At 46.5% G+C, this 13,667-nt stretch carries 5 protein-coding genes; all 5 read left to right on the top strand.

Translation table 11 applies throughout. From position 1 onward, the window contains the following. Positions 1–88: 88 nt before the first annotated feature. On the top strand, positions 89–1,777 hold the full coding sequence (gene panP, locus QUB10_RS05195) for a pyridoxal-dependent aspartate 1-decarboxylase PanP (RefSeq protein ID WP_333200166.1): 1,689 nt from the start codon (positions 89–91) through the stop codon (positions 1,775–1,777). Continuing rightward, positions 1,764–3,314, top strand: a complete 1,551-nt coding sequence (locus QUB10_RS05190) for a condensation domain-containing protein (protein WP_333200164.1) — start codon at positions 1,764–1,766, stop codon at positions 3,312–3,314. The genes panP and QUB10_RS05190 overlap by 14 nt, the downstream gene beginning before the upstream one ends. Positions 3,315–3,481: 167 nt before the next feature. Further along, positions 3,482–4,555, top strand: a complete 1,074-nt coding sequence (locus QUB10_RS05185) for a TauD/TfdA family dioxygenase (protein ID WP_333200162.1) — start codon at positions 3,482–3,484, stop codon at positions 4,553–4,555. 22 nt (positions 4,556–4,577) lie between these two features. Then, on the top strand, positions 4,578–7,817 hold the full coding sequence (locus QUB10_RS05180; protein ID WP_333200160.1) for an amino acid adenylation domain-containing protein: 3,240 nt from the start codon (positions 4,578–4,580) through the stop codon (positions 7,815–7,817). Beyond that, positions 7,814–13,549, top strand: a complete 5,736-nt coding sequence (locus tag QUB10_RS05175; protein WP_333200158.1) for an amino acid adenylation domain-containing protein — start codon at positions 7,814–7,816, stop codon at positions 13,547–13,549. Before QUB10_RS05180 ends, QUB10_RS05175 begins: the two co-directional genes overlap by 4 nt. Positions 13,550–13,667 lie beyond the last annotated feature (118 nt).

Here is a 13,667-nt window from a genome sequence, read left to right as displayed (position 1 = left end):
CGCAGAGGACACAGAGGATACAGAGAAAGGGAAGAGAGAGATGAATAATGCCGATGCTAACGGATTTGATATAACAGGATAAATTCGCATGAGTAAACTAACAGTAAAAGCCACAAGTTCTCAAGATGTAATGCAGCCATTGAAAGCCTCGGTTAACCCAATTGAAGAAAAGTTAATGGAGCTATTCAGTGCCTCAGAAAAGTCATTTTTGGCAGAAGAAGCAATGGAGGAGCGAATTTCTGCCTTAGTTCAAGACTTTTTGTACGCAAAAACCGCTAGTACAGATATTGACTTAGAGTTAATTATTCAGCAGTTTATGGAAAACAAAATTCCCGCCCTTCCTACAGATGTTGGGAATTATATCGATGATTTGACCCAAACCCTCGTTGCCCATTCCATTCACACATCTTCCCCCCGATATATCGGTCACATGACGAGCGCACTTCCCTATTTTGTGCGCCCGATCGCGAAGCTGTTAACCGCGATGAATCAAAATTTAGTCAAGATGGAAACAGCCAAAGTTTTAAGCCCCTGCGAGCGCCAGACTTTGGCAATGATGCACCGATTAATTTACGATTTTTCTGAGGATTTTTATAACCAGCACATTCAAAAAAGTGACAGCACGCTCGGTATCATGACAACGGGTGGCACCCTAGCTAATATCACAGCTTTGTGGTGCGCTCGCAACGCTTCTTTAGGGCCAAAAAATAACTTTGGTGGCATTGAAAAAGAAGGCTTGTACGCAGCTTTAGAGTTTTACGGCTACAAGGGAATGGTGATAATCGGTTCGAGTTTGATGCACTATTCTTTTGAAAAGGCTGCCGGTTTATTAGGCATTGGCGATCGCAATCTCCTAAAAATCCCCACCGATTCCAATCACAGGATGGATTTGGCAGCGCTGCGCCAAACTGTAGCCGAATGTCGCGATCGCAACCTGCACATTCTGGCAATTATCGGTATTGCAGGCAGCACCGATTCGGGAAGTATCGATCCGCTTCCAGAAATAGCCGCGATCGCGCAAGAAGCAAACGCTCACTTTCACGTCGATGCCGCGTGGGGCGGCCCCGTGCTTTTTTCCCAACGTCACCGACACAAATTAGCAGGCATTCAACTAGCAGATTCCGTCACCATAGATGGACACAAACAAATGTATTTGCCAATGGGAATCGGTATGGTTTTATTCCGCAATCCCCAAACCGCCAAAGTTATTGAAAAAAACGCACCCTACACGGTGCGAAAAGACTCGATCGATCTAGGGAAACGCTCTCTCGAAGGCTCTCGATCGGGTGCGAGTTTGTTCTTGCAAGCCGCCTTAAATATCATCGGCCATCAAGGCTATGAGTTTTTGATAGATGGAGGCATCCATAAAACGCAGCACTTAGCCAATTTACTTCGGGAAAATCCAGCATTTGAATTGCTGCTAGAACCAGAAATTAATATTCTTTTATACCGCTACATTCCAGAAAAATTCAGGGAAAAAGCAGCCAAAAAACAACTAACAGAAGCAGACTACCACTTCATTAATGAATTTAACGAGCGCCTTCAGGAGGCCCAGCGGCAAGCCGGTCACACCTTCGTATCGCGAACAACCGTGCAAAACACCTGTTATGGCAAAACCATTCCCATTGTTGCTTTTCGAGTCGTCCTTGCCAACCCCCTCACCACTGAAGCAGATATCAACGTTGTTTTAAACGACCAGCTAAAAATAGCAGCAAAGCTTTCCTTAACTATCACAAACAGCGACCACTGCGAGGAAGTGAATTATGATGTCTACTAATCGTTCAGAACGACTAAAAAACCTCTCGCCCCAGAAGCGATCGCTCCTCCTCAAAGCATTAGGCAAAGAGGCAGTACAGGCTGAGCAATCTAAGCGTATTCCCAGGCGATCGCAGCAAAATTCTGCTCCCCTTTCTTTTGCCCAGCAACGGCTGTGGTTTCTCGATCGATTGTCTCCAGAAAACCCTGCCTACAACCTTCCTGCTGCTGTGCGGTTGCAAGGGCAATTGAATTTGTCGGCACTGCAACAAACACTCAATGAAATTGTCCGGCGTCACGAAGTTTTACGGACTGCTTTTGCAGAAGTGGACGGGGAACCTGTCCAACTGATTTCTCCTTCCTTGAATTTCGCTTTGTCGGTGGTAAACTTGCAACATTTACCAGAAACTGAGCAGCAAGCTGAAATTGAGCAGCGTACTCTTGAAGAAGCCCAACGCCCCTTTGACTTAACGCGAGATCCCTTACTGCGGGGCACTTTGCTGCAACTTGGTTCGGCAGAATATGTGTTGCTGCTGACGATACACCACATTATTTCTGATGGTTGGTCTATGGGCGTGTTGGTGCGAGAAGTAGCCGCACTTTATGAAGCTTTTTCCACTGACAAACCCTCTGGGTTGCCTGAACTTCCCGTGCAGTATGCCGACTTCGCCAGTTGGCAGCGGCAGCATTTCCAGGGAGAGAAATTAGAAAAACAGCTCGCTTATTGGAAACAGCAATTGGGAGGCGGTTTAGCTGTACTGTCAACTGATCGGCAGCGCTCTCCCGTGCAAACTTTCCAAGGATCGCAGCAATCTTTTGTGATTTCTGCGTCTTTAAATGAAAGGCTGAAAACGCTCGCCCAGCAACAAGATGTCACCCTATTTATGACATTCTTGGCAGTATTTCAATCCTTGCTATCCAGCCAAATAAAGCAGGATAACCTCGCTATTGGCTCTCCCATTGCCAATCGCAACCGCATTGAATTAGAGGAAATAATTGGATTTTTTGTCAATACTTTAGTGCTGCGAATTGACACCGCAGGTAATCCAACTTTCCGCGAACTACTCGGTCGAACACGCGAGGTAGCGTTAGCAGCTTACGCTCACCCGGATGTTCCTTTTGAAAAGCTCGTGGAGGAATTGCAGCCGGAGCGAAATCTCAGCTATAACCCGCTGTTTCAAGTGTGGTTTGTACTCCAGAATGCGCCCATGCCACCCTTGGAGTTAGCTGGTTTGACCTTGAGCATTCTGGAATTCGATGTCGGTATGTCGAGACACGACTTAAGCCTCACTCTCTGGGAGGCTTCAGAAGGAATTCAAGGCTTATTTGAGTACAAAACAGACTTATTTGAGGCTGCGACTATTGCCCGAATGGTGAGAGGTTTTCAAATCCTCCTCAACCAGGTAGTCATCCAGCCAGATATCAGAATCGACGACTTGGCAGAAATTCTTGCCGAAGCAGAAAGGCAGCACCAAATCGAACAGCAAAAACTAATTCATCTTTCGGGAATTCAAAAATTAAAAATGGCTAAACGCAAAGTTATGAAAAGTAGAAAATGATGGCTCATATCAATTCCGGTTGCATTGGAATGATTAAACCGCAGAGTACGCAGAGAACGCAGAGGAAGAGAACAGAGAGATGAATAGTTCCGATGCTAACGGATTTAATTTCAATCTCTCAGGTTTTTTCGGGAAAAAGGGATAAATTTTTCACCAAAGCAAAAATTATGACAAATACAGAAACAAAGAATCTCAATTCCCAAAAGTTAGGATCGGTTAGGCGCAAAGCCGTCAGCCTATCCTCAGAGGAATTAGTCAAAACCGCCTACCTCCAGCCCGAAAACTTTCTACCTCTAGTGGTTCAGCCAACAGTAGAAAAATTAAATCTCGCGGGTTGGGCTGCGAACAATCGCTCATCAATTGAAATGCAGTTATGGAAGCATGGAGGAATACTTTTTCGAGGCTTTGAAGTGGGCGGGGTGAATGGTTTCGAGCAGTTTATTCAAACTCTTGCGGGCGACTTGTTGGAATATTCTTTTCGCTCAACTCCGCGCAGTCAGGTGAGCGGAAATATCTACACTTCCACCGAGTATCCTGCTGAGCAATTCATCCCACTGCACAATGAAATGGCTTATTCTAGAAATTGGCCACTGAAAATCGCTTTTTTCTGCGTCAAGAAAGCCGAACAGGGAGGAGAAACCCCGATCGCTAACAGCCGCAAAGTGTTTGAAAGCCTGGATTCAAATATTAGAGAAAAGTTTGCCCAAAAAAAGGTTATGTATGTGCGAAATTACGGCGGTGGCGTAGATTTACCCTGGCAAAATGTCTTCAATACTGATAGCAAAATTGAGGTAGAAGAGTATTGCCAAAAAGCGGGAATTGAGTTAGAATGGAAAAGTGGCGATTCCCTTCGGGATAGCTTCGCTTCACGCTTGAGAACTCGGCAAATATGTCAAGCTGTCGCTGAACACCCACAAACGCAGGAAATGGTGTGGTTTAATCAAGCTCACCTCTTCCACATTTCCAATCTCGAACCCGCCGTTCGCAAAGAGCTTTTAACTTCTTTTAAAGAGGAAGATTTACCCCGCAATGCTTATTACGGCGATGGCTCGCCCATTGAAGATTGTATATTAGACGAAATTCGTCGCTGCTATCAGCAAGAAACGATTGTTTTCCCTTGGGAAGAAGGAGATGTCTTGCTGTTAGATAATATGCTAGCCGCGCACGGACGCACGCCATTTTCTGGTTCGCGTCGGGTTGTTGTCGGTATGGCAGAAGCGTTTAGCTGTCAAGATATTTAGGCTTATTAAAGGAACTTTAGAAATGCAAAACGAAACAATCGAAGGGTTTAGACTCTCTCCACAGCAACGGCATCTGTGGGGGTTACAGCAAAATAAAAGCCAACAGACTTATCGCGTTCGAGGTGCAATTTTAATTACCGGAAATCTCGATCGAGAGATTTTTACAAGGGCGCTGCAAAATGTCGTGAATCGGCACGAAATCCTGCGGACTAGCTTTCACTGCTTGCCTGGGATGACACTACCCCTGCAAGCGATCGCCAGCACTGGTGAAGTTCCTATCTCGGAACACAATCTGAGCGGTTTGTCTCCTGAAGAACAAGAAGCTAAAATCGCAGCGCTTTTTCCGCAACTAAGTCTGCTTCCTTTTGATTTTGAGCGCGGCCCACTTTGGCATATCTCTTTAGTCACTCTCGCCCAAGACAAGCACCTATTGCTGGCGAACTTCTCTGCCTTAATTGCAGATAGCGTCACCCTGAAAAATTTTACCCGCGAAGTCAGTCTTTCCTACTGGGCCTGTGCGTGCCAAGAAGAAGCAGCCGATGAGCCAATGCAATATGCCGATATTGCTGAGTGGCAAAATGAGTTACTCGAATCAGAAGAAACGGCAATCGGCCAAGAATACTGGCGAAAGCTGAACCTTGAATCTTTGGATTTATTAACGCTTCCTTGGGAAAAGAAGAATTCAGAAGCGGAATTTAAGCCGCTAGTAGAAAGGGTGGAAATTCGGGGTGATTTGTTGAACAGCCTGGAAGCGATCGCCCCAAAGCACAAAAGCGATATTTCTGCCTTCCTGCTGACTTGCTGGCAAATTCTCATTTGGCGGCTTACCAGAGAGCAAAACCCGATAATCGGCGTAGCGATTGACGGCAGAAAATATGAAGAATTAGAACACTCTCTGGGGCTGCTGTGCAAATACTTACCCCTACGATGCCTAGTGCAAGACGAGTTAAATTTCTCACAAGCGAGGCAGCAAGTTGAGCTTAATCTCAACGAAATGTACAACTGGCAAGAATATTTTAGCTGGGAAGAAATTTTAGAAAACGAAAAAAGCAGCAGCTTTTGGCCCGTCTGCTTTGAGTTCCAAGCAGAGCCTAAGAACTATGGTAATTCAGGCGTTTCATTTTCCCTTGTTCGGCAAGATGCCTGCCTAGAGCCATTCAAACTCAAGCTCTCCTGCCTTCGCCTGTGCAATTCCATAACCGCTGAATTTCACTATGATTCCGCTTTATTTGCTGCGGCAGATATAAAGCGCTTGTTACAACACTTTCAGGCGCTCTTAGAAAGCACAGTCAAAAATCCAGAAGTCGCTATCAGTCAGGTAGACATACTGAGCGATCGCGATCGGCTGCAACTTCTCATTGACTTTAACCAAACTCAAAAAGATTACCCGAAAAATAAATGCGTTCATCAGCTTTTTGAAGAACAAGCAGAAGGCAACCCAGACAGCATTGCCGTCATCTTTGAAAGTCAACAAATCACCTACCGAGAACTCAACGATCGCGCCAATCAACTCGCCCATCACCTGCAAAACTTGGGAGTTGAGCCAGAAGTCGTTGTGGGCATTTGCCTCGATCGCTCCTTAGAAACAATCGTAGGAATGCTGGGCGTACTCAAAGCCGGTGGCGCCTATTTACCCATCGCTCCAACGACCCCAATAGAGCGCAAAGCCCTAATGCTAGAAGACGCTCAGGTGAAGGTTTTGCTCGTACAACAGCGGCTCATCGAAACCTTGCCGAAAACTCAGGCAAATATTGTTTGCATCGATACAGATATTCCCACTGTTTCTGCATCTTACACGCCCCGTGTTTCTACAGACAATTTAGCTTACGTCATCTATACTTCCGGTTCCACTGGCATTCCCAAAGGAGTAGCGATCGAACACCGGCAACTGCTCAATTACCTGCACAGCATTCAGGAAAAATTAAACCTACCAGCCAAAGCCAGTTTTGCTACCGTTTCCACCTTCGCCGCCGACTTAGGAAACACAGCGATTTTCCCCGCCCTTTGTTTCGGCGGTTGCCTGCATATTATCTCCCAAGAACGCGCCACCGATCCAGAGGCACTGGGTGAATATTTCTGCCGCAATCCCATCGACTGCCTCAAAATAGTTCCCTCTCACCTAGCCGCCCTTTTAAATTCCTCTCAACCCAAGTCAATTTTGCCTGGTAAACGGCTTATTTTAGGAGGTGAATCTGCCAACTGGAGCTTAATTAAAACACTTCGCAATCTGGCTCCCAGTTGCTCAGTATTCAATCACTACGGGCCAACAGAAACAACTGTAGGTGTCCTGACTTATCAAGTCGAATTTGATAAAATTGGGTGCGATTTTGACACAGTTCCCCTCGGTCTTCCGATTGCCAACACTCAGATTTATATCTTGGATTCTTACTTGCAGTCGGTGCCCATAGGCGTACCTGGTGAACTGTACATCGGCGGTGATAATTTGGCGCGCGGATATCTTAACCGCCCTGAATTAACCGCAGAAAAATTTATTCCCAATCCCTTTGACACGCAAGCAAAGACGCGACTGTACAAAACCGGCGACTTGGCTCGCTATTTGCCCGACGGAAACATCGAATTTATCGGGCGAATTGACGACCAAGTAAAAATTCGCGGTTTCCGCATTGAATTGGGAGAAATTGAGGCGGTGCTGGGGCAACATCCAGATATCGCGCAGGCTGTAGTGGTGGCGCGGGAAGATGCGCCTGGTGAAAAGCGTCTCGTGGCTTATTTTGTTTCTAATCAGAAACAAGCACCTACCCACAAGGAAATTCGCAATTTCTTAACCTCAAAATTGCCGGAGTACATGGTGCCTTCTGCTTTTGTGATCCTCAAAAGTTTTCCTTTAACTTCTAACGGAAAAGTAGACCGACGATCCCTGCCCGCACCTGATGAAATGCGACCGGAGTTGACAGGAAACTTTGTCGCGCCTCGCACAAATATCGAGGAAGTTTTAGCCGCTATCTGGGCTGAAGTTCTCAAACTTGAAAAAGTCGGCATTTACGACAACTTTTTTGAATTAGGAGGGCATTCCTTATTAGCAACTCAAGTAATTTCCAGAGTGCGCCAAGCATTTCAGGTCGAGTTGCCTTTGCACCGTTTATTTGAGTCGGCCACTGTCGCCGATTTTGCTGTAGCGATCGCCCAAAAGCAAGCCGAACAAACAGACAGTGAAATGCTAGCGATGGTGTTAGCAGACCTCGATCAACTGTCAGAAGTACAAATTCAGGAAATTCTCGCCCAACAAGGAGTCAGTAAATGAGTGATTTAATCGAACGCATCGCGACTCTTTCTCCCCAAAAGCGGGAGTTGCTGTTGCAGCGACTCAACCAGAAAAAAGAAAACGTTTTGCTAGCAAAAATTCTGCCTCAAAGTCGAGATTCTAACACTTTTCCTCTGTCGTTTGCTCAACAGCGGTTGTGGTTTTTTGAGCAACTAACTCCAGGCAACTTTACCTATCACATCGTCGCCGGCGTGCGTTTGACGGGAACACTCGACGCGAGATCCCTCGATCGCAGTCTCAACGAACTTGTCAAGCGTCATGAAGTTTTGCGAACGGCTTTTAAGACAATAAACGGGCAACCCGTTCAGGCGATCGCTTCAAATCTGGAATTGAAAATTTTAGAAAGAGATTTGCGATCGCTTCCTGAAACTGAACGATCTCGCGAAGTAGAACGGTTAATCGCCGCAGAAGCAAAGCTTGCTTTCGACCTCTCACAAGCACCCTTATTGCGTGCCAAATTGCTGCAATTGAGCGATTCAAACTGGGTGCTGCTATTGAGTACGCACCACATCATTTTCGATGCCTGGTCAATGGGAATATTCATCCAGGAACTCGCCACGTTTTATCAAGCCTTTTGCACTGGCAAACCTTCTCCCCTTCCCGAACTGTCGGTACAGTACGCAGACTTTGCAAGTTGGCAGCGCCAGTGGTTGCAGGGAGAAGTTTTAGAGACGCAGCTTGCTTACTGGAAAAAACAGCTTGGAGGCAATCTCCCTGTACTAAATTTGCCAACTGATCGTCCCCGCTCGGCAGTACAAACCTTCCGAGGTGCGGTGCATAAATTCACCATTCCCAAGGCGATCGCAGAGGAAATCGCCCAATTAAGCCAGCGGGAAAAAGCGACTTTATTTATGACCCTACTGGCAGCGTTTAAAACATTGCTCCATCGCTACACCGGGCAAGAAGATATTTTAGTCGGCTCCCCCATTGCTAACCGCAACCGACGCGAAATCGAGGAATTAATTGGCTTATTTGCTAACACCTTAGTTTTCCGCACCAATCTGTCGAGCAACCCGACTTTTAAAGAGTTACTGGGTCGTATGCGAGAAGTAGCTCTCGGCGCCTATAACCACCAGGATTTGCCATTCGAGAAAGTGGTAGAAATCATACACCACGAACGAGATTTAAGTCATAATCCCCTATTTCAGGTATTGTTTTCTCTGCGAAATGTTCGGACGCCGCAGATAAAATTGCCAGGAGTGACGTTGAGCAGTTTGGAAATAGAACGGAACACGGCTCGATTTGATTTAGCGCTTGACCTGGAGGAAGGATTAGAGGGTATTAATGGAACGCTTGAGTACAGCCAAGATTTGTTTGACGCTAGCACTGCACGGCGGATAGCCGGACATTTTCTAACCTTACTAGAAAGTATAGCTGCTAATCCCGAACAGCGCATTTCACATTTGCCAATCTTGACGAAACCTGAACAGCAGCAACTGCTGTTCGAGTGGAACAATACTCAATCAAATTTTCCGCAAGATAAGTGCATACATGAACTATTTGAAGCGCAGACAGAGCGGACGCCGGATGCGATCGCTGTCGTCTTTGAAAATGAATGTCTGACTTACCGGGAACTGAACAAAAAAGCAAATAACCTCGCAAGTTACTTGCAAAAAATCGGTGTCAAACCAGAATTTTTGGTGGGGATTTATGTCGAGCGTTCCCTAGAAATGATTGTAGGGCTTCTCGGCATTCTCAAAGCCGGTGGCGCTTATGTCCCCCTCGATCCAGCGTATCCACCAGAGCGCCTGGGATTCATGCTGGAAGACGCGAAAATTTCCGTGTTACTCACTCAGAAAAAGCTATTAGAAACCCTGCCAAGAAATAGCGCCTCCATCGTGTTTCTGGATGCAGATTCGGAAGGCCTATCGAGCTGCGACGAGCCACTCGTGGGTTTACAAAATTCCTCCAATTTAGCCTATGTCATCTATACTTCAGGCTCAACAGGTAAACCCAAAGGAGTGCAAATTTCCCACGCCTCTGCCGTTAACTTCTTGAGTTCTATGCGCCAACAACTCGCGATCGCAGACGGAGATGTTTGGCTAGCAGTAACATCCTTATCTTTTGACATTGCAGCGCTGGAACTGTTCCTGCCTATTACAACAGGTTCTCAGGTTGTTGTAGCCAGCCGAGAAGTGGCATCTAACGGCGAAAAGCTTTTAGAAACATTAACAAATTCTGGCGCGACATTCATGCAAGCTACTCCAGCCAGTTGGAAAATGCTTTTAGCAGCAGGATGGCAGGAAAACAATCAATTAAAAATACTGTGCGGGGGAGAAGCTTTACCCCGACAACTCGCCAATCAGTTGCTTTTGCGCGGCGCTTCTGTGTGGAATTTATACGGCCCTACAGAAACCACTATCTGGTCTACTCTCAATCAGGTCGATCGCAAAGATGAATCAGTTTCCATCGGTCGCCCGATCGCTAACACTCAAATTTTCATATTAGACCGCTATTTAATGCCGGTTCCCGTTGGCGTTTTTGGCGAACTGCACATCGGCGGTGCCGGCTTATCTAGAGGCTACCTAAACCGACCGGAACTGACCGCAGAGAAGTTTATTCCTAACCCCTTTGTAGAAGACCCAATTCATGCTTCATTCATCCTTAATTCTTCATCGTTTATTCTTTCAGAACGCCTCTATAAAACCGGGGACTTGGCTCGCTATCTCCCCGATGGAAACATTGAATTTATGGGGCGCAGCGACCACCAAGTGAAAGTTCGCGGATTTCGCATTGAATTAGGCGAAATTGAAGCGGTACTCAGCCAATACCCAGCCGTGCGAGAAGCGATCGCACTGGTTCGAGAAGACAATCCGGGCGACAAGCGTTTAGTAGCTTATATCGTTGCTAACTCAGCACTCAAAACTCAAGACTCAGAACTTATTAATGATTTGCGCTCTTACCTGAAACAAAAATTGCCGCAGTACATGATTCCCTCAGCGTTTGTTTTATTGGAGTCGCTTCCTTTAACGCCTAACGGAAAAATCGATCGGCGATCGCTAAGAGCACCTGACACAAACACAGCCGAATTCGAGAGCAATTTTACCGAGCCTCGAACTCCCGACGAGCAATTAATTGCAGAAATTTGGGCGGAAGTTCTCGGTTTAGAGCGAGTGGGAATTCACGATAACTTCTTTGAATTGGGAGGTCATTCATTGCTGGCTACTCAGGCGATTTCTCGCCTGCGAGAAGCTTTTCAAGTTGAACTGCCCTTGCGCTCTCTTTTTGAATCCCCTACCGTCGCCACTGTTACCGAAAGCCTCTTGCAATATCGCGCCTCGCAAAAACTGAAAGCACCCCCCATCAAGCCTGCGTCAAGGCTGGGAGAATTACCCCTTTCTTTTGCACAACAACGACTGTGGTTTCTCGACCAATTGCAGCCGGGAAATCCTGCCTATAATATCCCAGCAGCCGTGCGCTTGAAGGGGGCGCTAAATGTAGCGGTTCTAGAGCAAACTTTTCAGGAGATTATCAAGCGACACGAAGCATTGCGGACAACTTTTAACTCGGTGGAAGGACGACCCGCTCAGGTTATTATTTCATCTTTTAAATTCACATTGCCGATCGTAAACTTAAGAGAGTTATCGCAAGCTGAACGAGAAGCCGAGGCAATGCGACTTGCCGCTGAAGAAGCGCGACAGCCTTTTGACCTAACAAAATGGCCGTTACTGCGCGTCACATTGTTACATCTTGACGAGACAGAATACCTGCTGTTAGTGACAGTACACCACATCGTAGCTGATGGCTGGTCGATGGGGGTACTGGTGCGGGAAGTGGCGGCGCTTTATGAAGCTTTCAGCAGTGGCAAACCTTCTCCCCTACCCGAACTTTCTGTACAGTACGCAGACTATGCTGTTTGGCAAACAAATTGGCTGCAAGGCGAAGTTCTCGAAGCAAAACTCGCTGACTGGAAGCAGCAGTTGGGTCAAATTTTGCCCCCGCTGCAATTGCCAGCCAAACAACCGCGTTCTGCTGTTTCTAGCGATCGAGCTGAGATTCAAGAATTTCAGCTTGATTGGCAAGTTTCAGAAGCGCTAAACGCACTCAGTCGGCAACAAAATGTCACCTTATTTATGACATTGTTGGCAGCACTCCAAACGCTGCTTTATCGCTACACAAATCAAGAAGATATTGTCGTCGGTACTGACCTAGCAAACCGCACACAAGTTGAGACAGAAGCTTTAATTGGTTTCTTTGTCAATATCCTCGTCTTGCGAACCGATATGCGCGGCAATCCTACATTTCGCCAACTGCTCGATCGCGTGCGCGAAGTGACATTAAAAGCTTACACTCACCAAGATTTGCCCTTCGACAAATTGGTGGAGGAATTGCGACCCGATCGCACCCTGAGTCAAACACCGCTCTTTCAAGTTTTATTCGTCATGCAAAATGCGCCTATGCCGAATTTAGAAATGGCGGGTTTAACTTTAATGCCGATTGCAGTTGATAGCGGTACGGCTAAATTTGATTTGGCGCTATTTGTCTCGGAAACAGAGACAGGAATTGTCGGCAGTTGGAAGTATAATTCCGACCTATTTGACAGAGAGACGATCGCTCAAATGTCAAATCGCTTTGAAACCCTCCTCGGCAGCATTGTAGCGCAGCCTGACAGTCGTTTAAACACTTTAGAAATACTCACAGAAGCCCAGAAACAGAAACAAGCCATGCAAGAATTAAAGCGTGAAAAAAGCAATTTTAGTAAGTTCAAAAGCGTCAAGCCGAAGCCAGTGGCATTGCCGCAAGGCGAATTGATAACAACCGACTACCTGCACCCCGACGAACTCTTTCCTTTATTAGCAAAACCCGCAGTAGCCGATGTCGATATCGCAGACTGGGCGAAAAATAACCGCGAATTTATAGAGGCAAAATTGCTACAGCATGGAGGGATTCTTTTTCGAGGGTTCACCGGCCCTGTGGTTGCCGCATTCGAGCAGTTTGCACTCTCAATTTGTTCGGAATTATTTGGGGAGTACGGGGATTTGCCACGCGAAGGAGTTAGCGGAAAAGTTTACGGTTCAACTCCTTACCCAGCAGATAAAGCTATCTTATTTCACAGCGAGAGTTCGCACCTGCACCGCTGGCCGATGAAAATCTGGTTTTTCTGCGTTCAGCCAGCGCAACAAGGCGGAGAAACGCCCATTGTTGACTGCCGTAAAATTTACCAGTTGTTAGACCCGAAACTCAGAGAAAAATTTGCCCAAAAGCAAATTATGTACGTCCGTAACTACACAGACGGACTGGATGTAAGCTGGAAAGATTTTTTCCAAACAGAAGACAAATCCGTGGTTGAAGAATACTGCCGACAAGCTGGGATGGAATTTGAGTGGAAAGCAGGAAATAATTTGAGAACTCGCAAAATTCGCCCCGCAATTGCCAAGCACCCAAAAACCAAAGAGATGGTATTTTTCAATCAACTTCCCTTGCATCACATTTCCTGCTTAGATGCGGCAACCCGCGCTTCCTTGCTCTCTGTTTTTGGAGAAGAGAACCTCCCCCGCAATGTTTATTACGGTGACGGCACTCCTATTGAAGACTCAGTAATGGAAGAAATTCAGGCAGTGTACGCGCAAGCTGCTGTTAGTTTTCCCTGGCAAGCAGGAGACATCTTAATGCTAGATAATATGCTTGCCGCTCACAGTCGCAATCCATTTATCGGTTCGCGAAAAATTGTTGTAGCGATGGGCGAAATGATCGGTGAAGCAGAGATTTAATTCCCTCTCATATCATGTCCGGTCGATTAGCCTGATTCCTGTAGGGGCGGGTTCACCAACAATATCTGCCAATAATTGACAATCTCAAAAACCCGCCCGGCCGGGATATTATGGTCAA

It is taken from the genome of Microcoleus sp. B5-D4 (assembly GCF_036705145.1).
Classification (GTDB): domain Bacteria; phylum Cyanobacteriota; class Cyanobacteriia; order Cyanobacteriales; family Microcoleaceae; genus Microcoleus.
The sequence above is the reverse complement of the archived record's forward strand: the minus strand, read 5'-3'. Positions and strand labels throughout refer to the sequence as shown.

Bases quoted from the DNA above. Each gene is read 5' to 3' on its own strand.
- panP (WP_333200166.1), top strand. From the start codon at position 89: ATGAGTAAACTAACAGTAAAAGCCACAAGTTCTCAAGATGTAATGCAG.
- QUB10_RS05190 (WP_333200164.1), top strand. From the start codon at position 1,764: ATGATGTCTACTAATCGTTCAGAACGACTAAAAAACCTCTCGCCCCAG.
- QUB10_RS05180 (WP_333200160.1), top strand. From the start codon at position 4,578: ATGCAAAACGAAACAATCGAAGGGTTTAGACTCTCTCCACAGCAACGG.
- QUB10_RS05175 (WP_333200158.1), top strand. From the start codon at position 7,814: ATGAGTGATTTAATCGAACGCATCGCGACTCTTTCTCCCCAAAAGCGG.
- QUB10_RS05185 (WP_333200162.1), top strand. From the start codon at position 3,482: ATGACAAATACAGAAACAAAGAATCTCAATTCCCAAAAGTTAGGATCG.